Annotated in this window: 8 protein-coding genes, 3 tRNA genes, 2 rRNA genes and 1 riboswitch; of the genes, 7 read left to right on the forward strand and 6 right to left on the reverse strand. The window is 46.1% G+C overall.

Going from position 1 to position 19,922, the window contains the following annotated elements; genetic code table 11:
- Positions 1–15: 15 nt before the first annotated feature.
- From PBAL39_RS01645 to PBAL39_RS01670, 6 genes are all read right to left on the reverse strand, one after another.
- Positions 16–2,892 (reverse strand): 23S ribosomal RNA (locus tag PBAL39_RS01645).
- A gap of 225 nt (positions 2,893–3,117) precedes the next feature.
- Positions 3,118–3,194 (reverse strand) — tRNA-Ala (locus tag PBAL39_RS01650).
- Between the two features lie 14 nt (positions 3,195–3,208).
- A tRNA-Ile gene (locus PBAL39_RS01655) sits at positions 3,209–3,283 on the reverse strand.
- Between the two features lie 116 nt (positions 3,284–3,399).
- Positions 3,400–4,921: ribosomal RNA gene (locus tag PBAL39_RS01660) — 16S ribosomal RNA — on the reverse strand.
- Together the 16S and 23S rRNA genes with 2 tRNA genes alongside form the textbook arrangement of a ribosomal RNA operon.
- A 1,308-nt stretch (positions 4,922–6,229) precedes the next feature.
- The gene (locus tag PBAL39_RS01665) at positions 6,230–7,255 is read right to left on the reverse strand and encodes a LacI family DNA-binding transcriptional regulator (RefSeq protein WP_039865924.1); all 1,026 of its coding nucleotides are present in this window, start codon (positions 7,253–7,255) and stop codon (positions 6,230–6,232) included.
- Between the two features lie 479 nt (positions 7,256–7,734).
- A tRNA-Leu gene (locus PBAL39_RS01670) sits at positions 7,735–7,816 on the reverse strand.
- A gap of 221 nt (positions 7,817–8,037) precedes the next feature.
- A riboswitch (SAM riboswitch) is annotated at positions 8,038–8,145 on the forward strand.
- Positions 8,146–8,238: 93 nt separating this feature from the next.
- Here PBAL39_RS01670 and PBAL39_RS01675 point away from each other — a divergent pair.
- The 7 genes from PBAL39_RS01675 to PBAL39_RS01705 all read left to right on the forward strand — a co-directional run bounded on the left by PBAL39_RS01675 (position 8,239) and on the right by PBAL39_RS01705 (position 19,829).
- Positions 8,239–10,485 (forward strand): M28 family metallopeptidase, encoded by a 2,247-nt coding sequence (locus PBAL39_RS01675; RefSeq protein WP_008237574.1) that lies wholly within the window; start codon positions 8,239–8,241, stop codon positions 10,483–10,485.
- A gap of 79 nt (positions 10,486–10,564) precedes the next feature.
- Positions 10,565–13,672, forward strand: coding sequence for a TonB-dependent receptor (locus PBAL39_RS01680; RefSeq protein ID WP_008237575.1), 3,108 nt, complete (start codon positions 10,565–10,567; stop codon positions 13,670–13,672).
- A 42-nt stretch (positions 13,673–13,714) separates the two neighbouring features.
- Positions 13,715–15,193, forward strand: a complete 1,479-nt coding sequence (locus PBAL39_RS01685; protein WP_008237576.1) for a RagB/SusD family nutrient uptake outer membrane protein — start codon at positions 13,715–13,717, stop codon at positions 15,191–15,193.
- 41 nt (positions 15,194–15,234) lie between these two features.
- On the forward strand, positions 15,235–16,221 hold the full coding sequence (locus PBAL39_RS01690; protein WP_039865977.1) for a TlpA disulfide reductase family protein: 987 nt from the start codon (positions 15,235–15,237) through the stop codon (positions 16,219–16,221).
- A gap of 42 nt (positions 16,222–16,263) precedes the next feature.
- Positions 16,264–17,040 carry an SDR family oxidoreductase gene (locus PBAL39_RS01695; RefSeq protein ID WP_008237578.1) on the forward strand — a complete coding sequence of 259 codons (777 nt, stop codon included), beginning with the start codon at positions 16,264–16,266 and terminating at the stop codon, positions 17,038–17,040.
- Positions 17,041–17,584: 544 nt separating this feature from the next.
- Entirely contained in the window at positions 17,585–18,391 is an 807-nt protein-coding gene (locus tag PBAL39_RS01700) for a phytanoyl-CoA dioxygenase family protein (RefSeq protein ID WP_008237580.1), read from the forward strand.
- A gap of 217 nt (positions 18,392–18,608) precedes the next feature.
- The gene (locus PBAL39_RS01705) at positions 18,609–19,829 is read left to right on the forward strand and encodes a sterol desaturase family protein (protein ID WP_008237583.1); all 1,221 of its coding nucleotides are present in this window, start codon (positions 18,609–18,611) and stop codon (positions 19,827–19,829) included.
- Positions 19,830–19,922 lie beyond the last annotated feature (93 nt).

Genomic DNA, 19,922 nt, shown 5'->3' on the forward strand with positions numbered 1-19,922 from the left:
ACAACAGTTTACTGCTCTTGAAAGCTTCGGATGATTAGTATTACTCGACTTTGATGTCACCACCTTTACATCTGTAACCTATCAACGTAGTAGTCTGCTACGGTCCTATATGGAATTCTCATCTCGTGGCTAGTTTCGCACTTAGATGCTTTCAGCGCTTATCTATTCCCAGCGTAGCTACTCTGCAATGCCCCTGGCGGAACAACAGATTCACTAGAGGCTAGTCCAACCCGGTCCTCTCGTACTAAGGTCAGCCCCACTCAAAATTCCTACGCCCACAACAGATAGGGACCGAACTGTCTCGCGACGTTCTGAACCCAGCTCGCGTGCCACTTTAATCGGCGAACAGCCGAACCCTTGGGACCTTCTCCAGCCCCAGGATGTGACGAGCCGACATCGAGGTGCCAAACCTCCCCGTCGATATGAGCTCTTGGGGGAGATCAGCCTGTTATCCCCAGCGTACCTTTTATCCTTTGAGCGATGGCCCTTCCATGCAGAACCACCGGATCACTATATCCGTCTTTCGACCCTGCTCGGCTTGTATGCCTCACAGTCAAGCAAGCTTATGCTATTGCACTCCTCATACGGTTACCAAGCGTATTGAGCTTACCTTTGAAAGCCTCCGTTACCTTTTTGGAGGCGACCACCCCAGTCAAACTACCCATCAAACAATGTCCTTCGCTTGGCGAAGTTAGACACCGAATACAGAAAGGGTGGTATTTCAACGTTGACTCCACGACGCCTGGCGACGCCGCTTCATAGTCTCCCACCTATCCTACACATCCTGTATCCAATGTCAATGTTAAATTGTAGTGAAGGTGCATGGGGTCTTTCCGTCCCGTTGCGGGTACCCGGCGTCTTCACCGGGACCACAATTTCACCGAGCTCATGGCTGAGACAGCGCCCAGATCGTTACACCATTCGTGCAGGTCGGAACTTACCCGACAAGGAATTTCGCTACCTTAGGACCGTTATAGTTACGGCCGCCGTTTACTGGGGCTTCGATTCAATGCTTCGCCTTGCGACTAACATCCCCTCTTAACCTTCCAGCACCGGGCAGGTGTCAGGCCTTATACTTCATCTTTCGATTTTGCAAAGCCATGTGTTTTTGTTAAACAGTCGCCTGGGCCTTTTCACTGCGGCTGATATTGCTACCAGCGCCCCTTCTCCCGAAGTTACAGGGCCATTTTGCCGAGTTCCTTAGCCATGATTCACTCGAGCACCTTAGAATTCTCTTCCCGGATACCTGTGTCGGTTTGCGGTACGGGTTTTTATAACCTGAAGCTTAGCGGGTTTTCTTGGAAGTCTGATTACCTACACTATCCACTTACCCGAAGGTTCGCGGTACTATCGACTTTCAGCTAGTCCGGCGGATTTGCCTACCAGACCAATACCTACTGTCTTCAACGATCTATTCCGTCAGATCGCGGTAGTGTCACTACTCCGTCACCACATCGCAGTTATAAAAAGTACGGGAATATTAACCCGTTGTCCATCGAATATCCCTTTCGGGTTCTCCTTAGGCCCCGACTAACCCTGATCCGATTAGCGTTGATCAGGAAACCTTATCCTTTCGGTGGGCGGGTTTCTCGCCCGCCTTATCGTTACTTATGCCTACATTTGCTTTTCCAGAAGCTCCACCACAACTTACGTCATAACTTCGCTGCCGCTGGAATGCTCCCCTACCGTAATATTAATATTACCCATAGCTTCGGTGTATAGTTTAATGCCCGTTTATTATCCATGCCCGATCGCTCGACTAGTGAGCTGTTACGCACTCTTTAAATGAATGGCTGCTTCCAAGCCAACATCCTAGCTGTCTATGCAATCGGACCTCGTTAGTTCAACTTAACTATAACTTGGGGACCTTAGCTGATGGTCTGGGTTCTTTCCCTCTCGGCCCGTGACCTTAGCACCCCGGGCCTCACTGCAGATCATATTATATAGCATTCGGAGTTTGTCTGGATTTGGTAGGATTTGACTCCCCCGCACCCAATCAGTAGCTCTACCTCTATATAACTTTATATCCACGCTGTTCCTAAAAACATTTCGGGGAGTACGAGCTATTTCCCAGTTTGATTAGCCTTTCACCCCTACCCACAGATCATCCGGAAACTTTTCAACGTTTATCGGTTCGGTCCTCCAGTACGTGTTACCGCACCTTCAACCTGTCCATGGGTAGATCACAAGGTTTCGCGTCTACCTCCCCTGACTATACGCCCTATTCAGACTCGCTTTCGCTTCGGATCCGTGTCTTAAACACTTAACCTTGCCAGAGAAGAGTAACTCGTAGGCTCATTATGCAAAAGGCACGCCGTCACGCCACCTGGACGCTCCGACCGCTTGTAAGCACACAGTTTCAGGTTCTATTTCACTCCCCTGTTCGGGGTTCTTTTCACCTTTCCCTCACGGTACTGGTTCACTATCGGTCTCTCAGGAGTATTTAGCCTTACCGGATGGTGCCGGCAGATTCCCACAAGGCGTCTCCGACCTCGCGGTACTCAGGATACTACTAGACTAATGGTACTTACGTGTACGAGGCTCTCACTCTATGTTGCCAGGCTTCCCATCCTGTTCCACTTCATTGCATTATAATCATATCGTAGTCCTACAACCCCACATTTGCCGTAACAAATATGGTTTGGGCTCTTTCCCGTTCGCTCGCCACTACTTAGGAAATCATTATTATTTTCTCTTCCTCTGCTTACTTAGATGTTTCAGTTCGGCAGGTTTGCGTATTATACGACTAGTCTTCAACTAGCCAGGTTTCCCCATTCGGAAATCACCGGATCAATTCATATTTGCTAATCCCCAGTGCTTATCGCAGCTTATCACGTCCTTCATCGCCTCTGAGAGCCAAGGCATCCCCTGTGTGCTCTTATTTACTTTCTTCTCTCCATAGCCTTTTGCGCCTATGGAAATGCTTTTTTTGATGGTTGTTATCTCTTTCGGATTTCTATTTGTAATTGCTTACTCATTTCATTCCTCAAAGCTAACAACGTCTCTATTGTTGTTTGCTCTTCTTTTTTAACTTCTTCCAATATGTCAAAGAACTTTTCTATCCCGGAGTTCATTCCTGAACCCTATTTCTGTACCTTCTATCTTAAGTACCGGTCATGGTGGAGAATAACGGAGTCGAACCGTTGACCTCCTGCGTGCAAGGCAGGCGCTCTAGCCAGCTGAGCTAATCCCCCTTAGAATATATCTGTAGTCCCGAGCAGATTTGAACTGCTGACCCCTACATTATCAGTGTAGTGCTCTAACCAAACTGAGCTACGGGACTAGGTGTCTTTACTTCAGTATGAGAACACTAAACGATGTTTCATCCTATGGGTGTTTCTTTTTGAGATCTTCTGTCATTTATATCATTTGCGCAGCGAGTAGTCTGACCTACTCCAGAAAGGAGGTATTCCAGCCGCACCTTCCGGTACGGCTACCTTGTTACGACTTAGCCCCAGTTATCGGTTTTACCCTAGGACGCTCCTTGCGGTTACATACTTTAGGTACCCCCAACTTCCATGGCTTGACGGGCGGTGTGTACAAGGCCCGGGAACGTATTCACCGCGTCATTGCTGATACGCGATTACTAGCGAATCCAACTTCAAGAGGTCGAGTTGCAGACCTCTATCCGAACTGTGAATGGCTTTTTGAGATTTGCTTGCTGTTGCCAGCTTGCTGCCCTCTGTACCATCCATTGTAGCACGTGTGTAGCCCCGGACGTAAGGGCCATGATGACTTGACGTCGTCCCCTCCTTCCTCTCTGTTTGCACAGGCAGTCTGTTTAGAGTCCCCACCTTAACGTGCTGGCAACTAAACATAGGGGTTGCGCTCGTTGCGGGACTTAACCCAACACCTCACGGCACGAGCTGACGACAGCCATGCAGCACCTAGTTTCGTGTGATTGCTCACTCATCTATCTCTAAATGATTCACTAACTTTCAAGCCCGGGTAAGGTTCCTCGCGTATCATCGAATTAAACCACATGCTCCTCCGCTTGTGCGGGCCCCCGTCAATTCCTTTGAGTTTCACCCTTGCGGGCGTACTCCCCAGGTGGAATACTTAACGCTTTCGCTTAGCCGCTAACTGTATATCGCTAACAGCGAGTATTCATCGTTTAGGGCGTGGACTACCAGGGTATCTAATCCTGTTTGATCCCCACGCTTTCGTGCCTCAGCGTCAATCTCATCATAGTAAGCTGCCTTCGCAATCGGTGTTCTGTGACATATCTATGCATTTCACCGCTACTTGTCACATTCCGCCTACCTCTAATGTATTCAAGCTCATCAGTATCAAGGGCACTGCGATGGTTGAGCCACCGTCTTTCACCCCTGACTTAATAAGCCGCCTACGCACCCTTTAAACCCAATAAATCCGGATAACGCTTGGATCCTCCGTATTACCGCGGCTGCTGGCACGGAGTTAGCCGATCCTTATTCCTTCGGTACATTCAGCTCCTTACACGTAAGGAGGTTTATTCCCGAATAAAAGCAGTTTACAACCCAGAGGGCCGTCTTCCTGCACGCGGCATGGCTGGTTCAGAGTTGCCTCCATTGACCAATATTCCTTACTGCTGCCTCCCGTAGGAGTCTGGTCCGTGTCTCAGTACCAGTGTGGGGGGTCATCCTCTCAGATCCCCTAGTCATCGCTGTCTTGGTGGGCCGTTACCCCGCCAACTAACTAATGACACGCATGCCCATCTTAATCCTATAAATATTTGATCATTGTATAATGCTATACTGTGATTTTATGCGGTGTTAATCCGAATTTCTTCGGGCTATCCCCCTGATTAAGGTAGGTTGCATACGCGTTACGCACCCGTGCGCCACTTTCCTCTCCAGCAAGCTGGAAAGTATCGTTCGACTTGCATGTATTAGGCCTGCCGCTAGCGTTCATCCTGAGCCAGGATCAAACTCTCCATTGTAAAATGTGTTGTTTGAACGCTGACCATTCTTAACTTGTTAATAATAGTCTTTATTCTAATTGTTATATTGTCTGTTAGAATCAAACTTAAAAAAATAGCTTCAGTATCATGTACTTTGATTCCGTACTAATCTACCTCGCTACGCTATAAATGACATCTCTTTAATGAACTTCTCGAATCGCCTCACGGGTCTTCTTTATATGTTGCAATCTGCTACCCCTGTGTTTACCTGGTCTTTCTCGTCCAGTTCTGTTGCGGTTAAGCCTATTGTTTCAATCTTGTTTATTCGCTTGCGAACTCCGTTCGTTTAGCTCCCCGTTGTTTGGGATTGCAAAGGTAGAAATCTTTTTGTTATTGTCAAGCTTTTTTTTGATCTTTTTTATTTTCTCTGTTCTAACACTTAAAAACTAAAAAACCTGCCTGGCCAATTCCTACTGCAACATTTCAAACTCCTTCTCCTCTTATCCTTCTCACCGTTTCACTTCCTCCGAAGCGGGATGCAAAAGTAGGAAAAATATCAGTAGACCAAAACATTTCTAGCCCTTTATTTGTATCACAGCCCTAACTGCATGGTTTACAACCAGAAAAAAATTATGCGCATGGTCATAATCAATAGCGTAAGAACAAACAGGGTAGCAGGAAACAGATTTAGTCGCAGCAGCCCTCCAGGCGAAAAATACCATTGCAGGGTCGAATACCAATAAATCCGAGGCGAAATCCCCTATTCTAACCCAAGTAAAATGAGGAAACCATCGCTCCGAGCACCCTCAATGGTCTTAACAACGCCCCCCCCTTGTTGGACCTCGTCTATAAAATCACAGATAAGTTCTTTGGTTTGCACAAGACAAAAAGTATGCGATATATACAGTTTGGAGTATTCTGTAATAGTATTACAAATAATGGCATCATATATAACAGTGTATAGTATTATATATAGACTAAGATAATCAGCCCTTGTCAGAGCATGGTTCCGTAAGGATTCTCATACGATTTGCATAACTGGATCAGGAACGGCAAATCTGCAGATATAGTTAAATCAATAAAGGTATAGCCATATCAGGATAAGTCACGGTTCGTACGACGCTCATACACGGTTCGGGAAAGACAGACACAAAAGAGAGACTAAAGAGAGAGAAAAGAGAGACTAAACAGAGACCAAAGGCACAGCGGCCCTCTCTTTTCTCTCTCTTTACTTTCTTTATGGTCTCACATTTCTCATTCTCCTTCTCGACCAGTGTACGGACAGTGACCAGACGAGGTCCAGTCCGTAACAGCCAGCAAAAAGACGAATAAGAAGATTTCGATTTATTATGAGGTTTTCAAAGCGGAGCGCTCCATCACCAGCCTGGATTCCAATACCAGATCCTGAACAGGAAGTTCAGAGTTGTCAATAGAATTAAGTAAGATCGTCACCGCTTGCTCACCAATTTCATTTATAGGTTGCTCAATATAACTCAAAGGACAATAGAATAAATTATATGCTGCCGATTGGTCGAAGCAGAGGATACCTATATCTTCCGGTACACGGAGATTCAAATTGCGAATATGGATAAGTCCTTCCATAGCCAGAAGATTAGATGCAAAGAATAAAGCATCTACAGGTTCATCCCTACTCACCAATTGATCAATAGCAGAAACAACCTGCAGTTTCAGATCCGGCTCATCAATTCCTATGAGATAACGATCCCCGGTATAGGTATTATCTTTTGATACAGCATCCTGATAACCGCGTACCCGTTCCGTCATTGGGGTTAGAGAACTTTTCAGGTGCAGCATGCCTATGCGGTTAAATCCATTCTGCCGGAGTTTCATAATTCCATCATACGACACCTGGTAATTATTTGTCGTAACAGCATTCATCTCTATTCCGGAAAAATAACGATCAATCAGTACGCAAGGAATATTCTGCTCCTTAAGAGAACGTAACAATTCTTCCGCACCTTCCACCGCAGCAATGATAAAGCCATCAACCTGTCTGCTTAAAAAAGTCTGAACAAGATCATTAAACTTAAGATGAGACTCATCTGCACTGCCAAAGATCACAGTGTACTCACTTTTCTTTGCTTCATCTTCAATGATCCTTGCCAGGTGGGCAGAAAAAGGATTGGCAATATCTGCAAGGATTAATCCAATCGTATAACTTTTACTATTCCTCAGGCTCTTCGCAAGTAAATTGGGTTGGTATCCCATTTCCTTTGCAGTATCTTTAACTAAGCTGGCAGTTGCTTTATTAATTCTGTCAGAAAGTTTCCCATTCAATACATAAGACACCAACGCAGTAGAAATACCCAGGCGTTGGGCAATGTCTTTCATGGAAACTCTCTTCTTTATCATAATTAACTTCTTTAATAAAAGATCCTATAAGCTCATTATATTGGTGAACATCAATATGTTGTCTTAAAATACCAATTAGTGCAAGACGAAATATCTCCTGCAATGGAGAAAATTAATAAAAACAAATCAAAATCAGACAAAAACTACTGTTAATTCAAGAACTAAAACAAGGCAGACACCGCAAAACAGCATTAATCATTCAAATGCAATGCCTAGAGGAAACAATTCAGGAGAGGAAGTTCTCAAACGGCTACAAGCTCCAGATTTTGTTCATTGAGTTTCAATTTGGGATTGCCCAATTCACGGATGACATTCGCAAGCTTCATCCTTTCATCCACATTCAGCATCGTCGGAATGAGATCCTTAAAATCAATTCCCAGCAACAGGTGAATAATGATGAGGTTGTGCGTGGTAAAACACTAAAATGCCTACCGTGGTTATAAAAAAAGAGGACCTCATGATTGAGGTCCTCTTTTTAGTGCGGAAGAAGGGACTCGAACCCCCACGCCGTGAAGCGCCAGATCCTAAGTCTGGTGCGGCTACCAATTACGCCACTTCCGCAGTTAGGATGTATTTTCTTAGGGCTGCAAATATAGAATAGTTTTTCTAAACCCTGCAAAAGAATTCACAAAATTTTTCACGCTCAGGCAAGTCAGGCTGAATCATCACAGAAAAGCCACAAAAGTGATTTCCCAGGCAAAATCACCTTAATTTTAAATAAAGACTATAGGGTTACTAGATTATTTATATCTTTGTCGCACAAAACGAGTTCTTAAAGATCATACTTATAAAGAAAGACTGAGGGAAAGGCCCTGTAACGTCTTAGCAACCTGTACTAGCCGGAAGTAAAAGGTGCTAATTCCTACTCTGTAGAAAGAGAAAGATAAGTTTTCCATTCCGCCGCAAACTGTGGCCGGGTTTGAGCTATCTATGCCTGTCCTAAAATTTCTCAATGACCGAACAACTCTGAAATTGAACATTTTATGGATAAACAATTACACCACATCATGAAGAAATACCTACTACTTGGCTTAGTCAGCCTGACGGTCTATACGGTCGATGCACAGGAGCAGCAATTACGGGGATTCAGTAGCAAGTCATCCTCAGCGCAGCTGTCATTAGAAAAGAAATTTGATGCACAGCTGAGTAATGTAAACATCGGTAAAAACATTAAGGAACTATCTGCAAAACCACACCATCTGGGATCCGCCCAAGGTAAAATCGTTGCAGAATCTATATTAAAGAAGTTCAGGGACTATGGCTGGGATGCAAAGATTGAAACTTACCAGGTGCTCTTTCCAACACCAAAAACCAGGGTATTGGAGCTCATCGCCCCTACCCGCTTCAGCGCAGTGTTAAAGGAACCTGCATTTGCAGAAGATGCAACCTCCGGACAAGAAGGACAACTGCCTACTTATAATGCCTGGGGCGCTGATGGCGATGTGACCGGAGAACTGGTATTTGTCAACTTTGGTCTTCCGGACGATTATGAGCAGCTGGAAAAGCTGGGCATCAGCGTTTCCGGAAAGATTGTCATTGCCAGATACGGCCGTTCATGGAGAGGGATGAAGCCAAAGATCGCCTACGAACATGGTGCTATTGGCTGTATCATTTATGCAGACCCTAAGGAAGATGGTTACTACCAAGGCGACGTCTACCCTAAGGGGCCGTTTAAAAACGAACATACTGTACAACGGGGATCTGTGCTCGACATGGTAATTTACCCTGGCGACCCATTGACCCCAAATATTGGTGCTACGAAAGATGCTAAACGCATCGCACGTGAAGACGCACCGACGATCCTGAAGATCCCGGTATTACCAATCAGTTCTCATGATGCACTCCCACTTCTTGCTGCATTAGATGGTCCGGTAGCACCAGAAAGCTGGCGCGGCGCACTGCCCATCACCTACCGCATTGGTGGCGGAGCGGCGAAAGTACATCTGAACATCAGTTCTAACTGGGATATTGTTCCCGCTTACAACGTCATTGCCAAAATCAAAGGATCAACTTATCCTGACGAATGGATTGTAAGAGGTAACCACCACGATGCCTGGGTAAATGGTGCTGCAGATCCGATCAGCGGACTTGCCGCAGAACTGGAAGAAGCCAAAGCGATCGGTGCCCTGGTCAAAGCAGGCTATCGCCCCAAAAGAACGCTGGTTTATTGTGCCTGGGATGGGGAAGAGCAATCATTGCTCGGCTCTACTGAGTGGGTAGAAGACCATGCTGAAGAGCTGAACAAAAAAGCTGTAGCTTATATCAATACAGACGGCAATGGTCGTGGTTTCCTGGAAGCTGGCGGCTCGCATGCACTTGAACAGCTGGTGGACGATATTGCAAAGGTGATCCCTGATCCACAAACACAAGCATCTATATACGATCGCAAAAAATCGAACGCCATTACGAAGGCTGCGACAGTAAAACTGAAAAAGACATTGCTCGACAGGGATACCTTAACTTTAGGTGCCCTTGGTACTGGTTCTGACTATTCGGCTTTCCTTCAGCATCTGGGTATCCCTTCTTTAAACTTTGCCTTTGGTGGTGAAGATGAAGGTGGCGAATACCACTCCATCTATGATTCCTACGACAATTATGTCCGCTTTAAGGATACAGACTTCAAATATGGTGTCGCGCTGGCACAGACAGCAGGTCGCAGCGTATTGCGACTGGCAGATGCAGAGGTTTTACCTTTTGAGTTCAGCAACCTTCAGAAAACTGTCAGCAAGTATGTTGCGGAAGTCAGCCAGCTGAGTGACCAGCTCAGAGAGAGTTATACTGTAGAAAACAGGCTGATCAAAGAAGGCAAATATCAACAAGCTGCCAACCCTTCAGAAGTATTCTTTGTACCGAAAACAAAACCGGAAGTGCCGGAATTTGACTTCAGCGAAATCAATGCTGCCTTGAAATCATTGGATGGCGCCTCGGTAAAGATTGCCACCATCAGTAACAACACCAACCTGTCCAATAAAAGCAGGGTCAAGCTGAACCAGGCGTTGTTCCAGGCGGAAAAACAGCTTTTGAATGAAGGTGGACTGCCGCTCCGTCCCTGGTACAGACATACCATCTATGCGCCAGGATTTTATACTGGATACGGAGTAAAAACACTTCCAGGTATACGTGAGGCCATCGAGCAGAACGACTGGACGGTTGCACGGGAACAACTGGCCATTGCAGCGAAGAAAATCAACAACCTGGCCTCATTCCTGAATGCCGCAGCATCAGAATAACCAGTCGGAACAATCATTTTGCTGAAGCAGGCATTAACCTGCCTCAGTACAGTAGACAATACAACATATAAATTAACAAATGAAACATCAATTTACACTCATTATTATATTGGTAACCTTGTTTTTCAGCCAGGGTTATGCACAGGACCGAACCGTCACAGGTACGGTAACGCAACAATCTGACCGCGTTCCGTTATCCGGCGTAGTCGTCACGGTAAAAGGCACCAAGAAAAGTACAGCTACCAATAGCGACGGTAAATATTCGATAGGGTTATCGGGTAATGAAAATACACTGATCTTCTCTTATGTCGGATTTCAACAGCAACAGGCAACCGTTAGCGGCAACATATACAATGTGCAGTTGGCCAGTGAAAATAACGACCTCAACGAAGTTGTCGTGGTCGCTTATGGAACTGCAAAAAAAGCCACCTATACCGGATCTGCATCCGTAGTAAACGCAAAAGAACTGGAAGGCAGACAAGTATCAAGTGTATCCAGATCTCTACAGGGACTGGTACCGGGATTACAGTCGGTCGCCTCTGCAGGTCAACCTGGCAGCGACGCCACCATCAGACTAAGGGGCATCGGCTCCGTTAATGCTTCCAGTGCACCACTTTATGTAGTAGATGGAGTGCCATTCTCGGGAAACATCAATTCCATCAGCAACAGCGAAATTCAATCGATCTCTGTCCTGAAAGATGCTTCGGCCAGTGCGCTGTATGGATCACGTGGTGCAAACGGAGTGATCATCATCACCACCAAACAAGGAAAGCTGAACTCGAAACCAACAGTGACCTTAAATGTATCTACAGGTATTTCCAAACGTGCCATTAAAGATTACGACATGGTCAACAATGATCAGTATTTTGAGCTCTATTGGGAAGCCTTAAGAAACAATCAGCTGGATCAGGGTAAGAACAGCGCCGATGCGGCGCAATATGCATCCGCAGAATTGGTCAACGCCTTAAAAATTAACCCTTACGGCAGCGCCTATCCTCAGCCGGTAGGACTGGATGGTAAACTTGTTCCGGGAGCAGTCTCTTTATGGAATGACGACTGGACGGAGTCACTTTCAAGAAACGGCGTACGCACGCAGGCAGAGATCGGCATCAGCGGGGGTAGTGAAGACTCTAAGTATTTCGTATCCGGTGGATACCTGGATGATAAAGGTTTTATCGTCGGATCAGGCTTCAAGAGGTATAACGCAAGGGTAAACTACAGCACCAAGGTGAACAAATGGTTTGAGGCAGGCTTCAATGTCGCTGCAAATACCACCAGCCAGGATGCACCGCCACAATCCGACAGCGACCAGGGTAACTTTGCCAACTTCGGCAGGCTGGTATCTAACATATACCCCATTTATGAGCACAACCCCGATGGCAGCTTAAAACTTGATGCCAACGGAGAGAAGGTTTATGATTTTGGAAACTATCGCCCAAGTGCAGCCGCCACAGGAAACAACCTCCTTGGATCCTCCGAGCTGAATAAATACAACAACAAACAAGACGCCATGATCTTCAGGGGCAACCTGCAGTTCAACCTGCTGGAAGGCCTGAAGCTGAAAAGCAGTGCCAATGCAGATTATGTCAGCCGTCTGAACCACTCTTACATCAATCCGGCTTTCGGATCCGGTATCACCGGAAAAGGTTCTGTAACTAAGGGTAGCTCCCGCTCAATGGGTATCACCATCAATAACCTGCTCGACTATACTTTCAAGATCGGTGATGTGCACAATTTTAATTTCCTCGGCGGACAGGAATTGTACCTGCTGAATACTTCTGTGCTTTCAGGTTCGAGAAGTAACTTTGGCTTCCTTGGTAAAGATGAGCCCAATGCGGCTTCATTACTGAACAGCTTTACCGGCGGCTCAGATGAATACAAGCTGAGCAGTTTCCTCGGTAAGCTGGACTATAACTACGATCAGAAATATTTCTTCTCTGCCAGTTTCCGTAGAGATGGTTCTTCACGTTTCAGTCCGGACTCACGCTGGGGTAACTTCTGGTCCTTAGGTGCATCCTGGAATGCTACCGCCGAAGACTTCCTGAAGGAGACTACCTGGCTGAACAATCTGACGGTACGTGCGAGTTATGGTGCACAAGGAAATGACAACCTGGGTAGTTATTATGCATACCAGGATCTGTATTCCATCTACAACAGTCTTGGCGAGGCAGGTCTGACCACTTCCAGGCTCCCAACACCGGGATTGAAATGGGAAAGTAACCTGAACTTCAATGCAGGCATCGACTTCGCCTTATTCGACAACCGACTGAGCGGTACCTTCGAAGTCTATCAGCGTAAATCCAAAGACCTCCTGTTCAGCAGACCGCTGTCTCCCTCTCTGGGTTTTACCGCCATCGACGACAACATCGGGTCGCTTAAAAACAATGGTTTCGAGGGACAGATCAACATCGTGCCCGTACTTACGGAGAACTTCAGGTGGGATTTTGGCATCAACTTCGGACACTTCAAAAATAAAATCACGGAATTGCCACAGAAGGAGATCTTCTCCGGTACAGTTGGGCAGCTGGGTTCCACCAAAAAACTCGTTGTCGGCGGTTCTGTATATGATTTTTTCATCCGCGAATGGGCCGGTGTCAATGCGACCACCGGAAAACCAGAATGGTATAAAACTAGTCCTGATGGCAGTAGAACGACCACATCGGTCTTTGCTGATGCAACGCAGTATTTCCAGGGATCAGCCCTACCTGATCTATATGGTGGTTTCAACAGTAATTTCAAATATAAACGTATAGAACTTTCCTTCCTCGTATCCTACAGCATCGGTGGAAAGATCCTCGATCTTGATGAGGTCATGATTTCTCACAACGGTGAGAGCCCTGGCAAAACCTGGTCCAGAGACATCCTGAACAGATGGACTCCGGAAAACACAAATACCGATGTACCACGTTTAAATACTCAGGCGACCAACTGGAACAGTGTATCAACAAGATTTTTGTATGATGCTACTTATGCACGGTTAAAAAACCTGAGTCTGGCCTATTCCCTGCCTGAACAATGGACTTCCCGCATCGGACTCAAGTCGGTAAAAGTCTCTGCACTTGCAGAGAATCTGGTCACCTTGTTCGGTCATGACGGACTGGATCCGGAGCAGGCTGTAGATGGCGTGACCTTTTACAGGTATCCGGCGCAGAAAACGATTTCACTGGGCTTAAACGTATCCTTCTAAACACCTCATCATTCAAAACAGGATGAATTAATTATCAAAGACATGAAAAAATCAATATATCAATCATTTTTCTACACGTTAATTGCTGCCCTGCTGTTTACAGGCTGCAGTGACGAGTTTTTTGAGACCAGTCCGGCGGGCGACCTGACGGGATCTGAAACATTTGCCACAACCACCAACATTGACGCGCTGATGAACGGCACCCTTCGCTACCTGATGGAATCCAGTACCTCGCAAGATAATCCAGGTTATGCAGCCATCATGCTGAGCCAGGAGGTGATGGGTGACGATGCGATCGCCCGCGATGGTGTTTATGGTTTCAGGGATTCTTATCCCTTTAAAGATCCTTATGACAATACCACAAGACGGGCATTGTTTTTCTGGAGCTTCCAATACAAGGTGATCGACAACTGCAACGGCATCATTGCCAATGTAGACAAGGCACAAGGTACAGATGATGAAAAGAAATACCTGAAAGGACAGGCACTGGCCCTGCGTGCATTTGTTTACCTGAACATGGTGCGCCAATACCAGTTCACTTATGCAAAAGATAAAACAGCAAAAGCCATCCCTGTCTATACTGAACCTACAAGCCCGACCACTCAACCAAAGTCAAGATCTACCGTAGAGCAAGTATACAACCAGGTTATCGCTGATTTAACACAGGCAGAGACCGCGCTGGTAGGCTTTAAACGACTGGTAAAAAACAGACTTGACCTTAACGTCGTTAAAGGGTTGCTTGCAAGAACTTACCTGACCACAGAACAATGGGCCCTGGCGGCTTCAAAAGCTAAGGAAGCACGCAGCGGATATGCCATCATGGAGCCAAATCAATATTCGCTGGGCTTCAATGATGTGAGCAATGTGGAATGGATCTGGGGACATCCTCAGCGCGCCGATCAGACCCTGGGTGGCGCCTCTTTCTTTGCTTATATCGATGTCACTCCTGCCGCAGGTTACAGAAGCATCATGCCTGATCCTTATTTCAGGAACCTTTTCAGTGATCAGGATGTGCGCAAATCGCTGTTCCAGCTGGTTACCACTTCCACCGATCCGATGTACCGTTGGTATAAATATAAAAAGTTTGTCGACAAGGCCGATCGCTCAGGAAATATTGTGCTGATGCGCTCCTCGGAGATGGCGTTAATTGAGGCTGAAAGCCGGGCCCGCTTATCCGAATTGCCCGCGGCGGTGACTGCCTTAAATGAGCTACGTACCAAAAGAGGGCTAACGGCTCTGGGAGAGACTGAGTTGGCCGCACCGGCATTGCTTGAAGAAATCCTTACAGAAAGAAGAAGAGAACTTTGGGGAGAAGGATTCCGTTTACCAGATATCCTGCGCCTGCAAAGGAGCGTTGTCAGAAAAGAGACAACAGAAACTTTTACTGCAGGTGGAAGCAATGTATTGGTGAAAGGTCATTATATCAGGGTATTCCCGGATAACAGTGCTTTTGTGGCCAACAGCCCTTATTACTTGTTTTCTATTCCAATAAATGAGATCAATACCAATCCAAATTTATAATTAAACTACGGAACGTATCCTCAACTATAAAAATGAAAAATATGAAAATCACCGCATCGATAGTCCTTGGAGCCCTGCTGATCAGTCAGGGGCTTCAGGCACAAAAACTGGAAAAAGTGACCATCACAGGAACGGTAAAAGGCGTATCCTCCGGAAAAATATACCTGCAGAAGTTCAACAATAAAATGTTTTCTTCAATTGATTCTGCAGAGTTGAAGAACGGCGCTTTCTCTTTTGATAAAAAACTGGAGCTGCCGGAACTTTATGGCATTGCCTTAAACCCGGATAAAAGTCCGCTGTACGTCTTTCTTGAGCCTGGAAAAGTAAATGTTACTGTTGATACCGCCAGCTATTTCCGCGGCAGCACCGTTACCGGATCTAAAAGTCAGGACCTGTTTACATCTTACAAACAACAGAAGGGTGTAGAGATCAATGCATTCATCAAGGAACATCCCTCATCTATTGTATCTGCTTACGTATTATACAGGGATTTTTCTTACAGGCTTACACCAGAACAGATCAACGAAAGCGTAGCACTGCTTGACCCCAAACTGAGCAGCACACCTTACGTGGCGTTGCTAAAGGACCTGGTAGGCGTATTGTCGACAGTAGCCATTGGCAAAACGGCACCAGACTTTACCTCCTCCGCTCCTGATGGCACACAAGTGCGTTTATCTGACCACCGTGGAAAGTATCTGCTGGTAGATTTCTGGGCTGCGTGGTGCGGGCCTTGCCGCAGGGAAAACCCGAATGTAGTTGCCGCATGGAAAGCATACCATGATAAGGGTTTTGATGTGCTGGGTGTATCGCTAGACCACAGTAAAGGAGCCTGGGAAAAGGCGATCAAAGATGATGAACTGACCTGGACGCATGTTTCGGACCTTAAATTCTGGAACAGTGAACCGGCGAAGCTTTATGGTGTGAGGGCTATCCCTTCCAACGTGCTGATCGGCCCTGATGGTGTCATCGTTGCCCGTAATCTGCGTGGTGAAGACCTCAGCAAAACATTGGCAGAATTGCTCAAATAAAAAATTTTCCATTACATTCGTTTTGAAAGTAAAGTAGCCGATATGAATGAATACGCCTTAGTTACCGGTGCCAGCAAAGGCATTGGCAGAGAAATCGCCCTTCAGCTTGCAGGAGCGGGCTACCAGCTTCTCCTGACAGCAAGATCGGAGGAAGAGCTGGCAGTATTATCGGCACTGATCAAAGCAAAATATAAAGTACAGGTCAGCTACCTGCCTTGTGACCTGGGTGCTCCAGGGGGTGCATCGCAGGTAGCCAGCTGGACGAAGGAACAAAAACTACCCTTGTCAATATTGATCAATAATGCAGGTTACGGCCTCTTTGGTGCATTTGATCAGCTTGGTCTGAAAGATCAGCAGGACATGTTACACCTGAACATTGAAGCCGTCGTTTCCCTGACCCATCAGCTCCTGCCACTGCTAAAACAACAAGCTCAATCTTATGTGCTCAACCTGGGCAGTACCGCCTCCTATCAGGCAGTCCCTTCCCTTGCCGTTTATTCAGCTACAAAAGCATTTATCCTTTCCTATAGTCGCGGGTTAAGATACGAACTGAAAGGAAGCAACATATCAGTCACCTGCCTGTGCCCAGGCCCTACCGCCACCGGATTTGCCAGTCGCGCGGGCCTGGATGCCTTTGCCGAGCTTGCTGAAAAATTCAACATGTCTCCCGTTGACGTGGCAAAAGCAGGACTTCGGGCAATGTTTCGTAAAAAAGCAGAAGTTGTTCCGGGCTTCAGCAATCGTGTAGGAGCACTTGCCGCCAGCTTTCTGCCGAAGGTATTGGTAGAGCGTGTCGCTGCCAGTCTTTATAAGCTGTAAGACTTCACCGATAATAACATCCTCCTGACATCGGCGCATTTCCTTGATAGCAGTGTATTTCCTTTACATTAGCTTGTTTCCCTGACATCGGCTTGTTCTCTGACATCGGCTTGTTTGGCTTCAATAACCTCTCCGTCATGAAACGATGATGGCCGGCAACAAACAATCTTACAATACAAGTATCATCCTGGTTTATCCAGGTTCTGCGACAAACCATACACAGGACTACCAGACGTAAAACACTGTCTTTTAACCAGAAACAATCAAAAAACACCAGCATAAAAAAGATTTGCAAAAATATTTGTGAATAGAATTATTTTACTACATTTGTAATGTCTACTAAATTAGTATACTTTGTTAAATGACACATACACAGCACATATCATATACATCGCGAATGCGAATGCCCATGTCTCCAGACAGGGCCTGCTGTTGTTGTTGCTGTTGTTGATCCACAACTTATTTTCTGATCAACACCCATCTGCAGCTTTGTTGCGGCCCGGGTATTTTACAATTTCTCTTTACTAATTTAAATCAAGACATCATGGAAAATTCATATCCAAGGTTCACCTTAGGTGAGCAAATTACGAACGAACAACAAGACTTTTTCAATAAAAACGGCTTCATCCATTTCAAAGGATTTATAAAAACCCAAACCGTCAGCGACATCATCAGAGCTTCAGAAGAAGTTCAGGATCAATGGATAGAAAAACAACGGATTAAAGTAAACGGCATTCCTGTCAAGTACGGCAAGGATTTGGACGGCAGCCCTATTGTGCAGCGTTTTGCTTTCATCAACCAGCACCACGACCTGTTTGCAGAGCTCAGCCAGGATCCGCGTTTCGAGATCCTGCTAAAGCTGATTGGCGATGGCGCCCGCCTGGGAACAGAAGAGAAAGACGGCATGGTGCTTAACCATTATGTAAATGGGCCTGAGAGTAAGTTTACGCAGATGGGTTGGCATACCGACGGACTGCGGGATATTTTTCTCGGACAGAAGTTAAACCCAATGCTGAATGTGGGTATTCACCTCAGCACGCTAAGACCGGAGAATGGTGGACTGCGGGTATTGCCTGGCACCCACAAACAGGGAATATATAAAATGCTGTTCCATAAAAGATACTTTTTGGATAACAATGCGGATGCAAATGAACTGGCGATTACTCCGGAAGCTGGTGACCTTACCATTCACGATGGCCGTTTGTGGCACCGTGTGGCACAGTCGCAGATCATAGGTGAAGAAAGCCGCCGCCGCGTCATCTACCTGCCGATTATTGCAGGAAAGTATGAGCCTAAAAATGAAAACAGTCCGACAGCCTTTTATCAGCGTTTTGCTGGCATCGTGAAATAATCAGGTCATGCTCATCGCATTCATCATCACCTATCTTTTCCGTACCGGAAAGATTGAACAATGTAAAAGGCTGCTGACATCAGATCTATACAGATATCCCTTCAGGTGGGGGTTCAGGAAATAATTTTCATTTTGTTTGGGCTTACGTTTTGTTTGGTAAAGTCAGGTCGGATGGCCTGACTTCAATTGATATTGCTAATGCTTTAAACATTGAATTATGACCCATATTAACTATTTAGCTTTTGCCATTCCGGCATTTTTCATCTTTCTATACCTGGAATACCAGCTGGCACGTCATCTGAATAAAACCTCAGTTTTCAAATACGAAAGTTCGGTTTCCAACCTCAGCATCGGCATTGCCGAGCGTCTGTTGAACCTCTTCATCTCCGGTAGTTTCTATAGCCTGTTCTACTGGATCTATCAGCATCATGCCATTTTCAAGATCCCCAACGTCTGGTGGGTATGGGTACTGCTCATCCTGGTGACCGACCTCGTCTGGTATTGGTACCACAGACTTGGCCACCAGGTAAACGTCCTTTGGGCGGCGCACATCGTCCATCATCAGAGTGAAGAATTTAACCTGACGGTTGCCGCCAGGATTACCGTATTTCAGGCACTGATCAGAAACCTCTTCTGGTGCGCCATTCCGTTCCTCGGTTTCCATCCGGCAATGGTCATAACGATACTGATGGTTCATGGTGCCTATTCGTTCTTTACGCACACGCAGCTCGTAAACAAGATCCCCTGGTTGGAATATATCCTCATCACCCCTGCCCTTCATGGTATCCACCATGCCAGTGATGAAAAGTACCTCGATAAAAACTATGGTGATGTTTTCGTATTCTGGGATAAGCTCTTTGGCACCTTTCAGAAAGAAGAAGAGAAGCCCAATTTCGGGCTTACCCATCCAGTAAAAAGCTACAGCTTTCTGTGGCAGCATTTTCATTATTACCTGGAACTCCTGGAAGCGTGCCGACGCGCCCCGGCGTTTAAAGATAAGTTGCAGATCCTTTTTGGTAGTCCCGCGACCCTGGATCAGCAAATCCGCCCCAGCCTCGAAAAAAGATATCTCCAGCATAAAGCGAATCAGAACAACCGTTTTAAATTCAGAGGATACCTCAACCTGCAGGTCTTATCGTCTGTGCTGTTGCTGACATTGACTACCGCATTTTACTCTTTTCTTGATGTTGCGGACAAACTGTTTGTCGTGCTCTTCATCTTATGCACCCTCGTCAATTGCGGTGCACTGATGGAGCAGCGACGCTGGATTTATTACCTGGAACACTTCCGGATCTTCATCCTGTTCACTTATATTTTCTGGAAGGCAGCCATGCCTGAATTTACCTTACTGGCACCAGTCGTACTGATTCTGATCGAACGGACCTTCAACATGAGGCAGTTGTATCTTCAGTATGTACTTAGGTATGAAGAGCGTTGATAAATAGCGTAAGATTTAGCTCTATTTATAGCCTGCATGGCATGTCTAGATTTTATCAGAAACCTGCGATGTACCCCCCAGTATATGACGGTT

It is taken from the genome of Pedobacter sp. BAL39, assembly GCF_000170795.1.
Classification (GTDB): Bacteria; Bacteroidota; Bacteroidia; order Sphingobacteriales; family Sphingobacteriaceae; genus Pedobacter.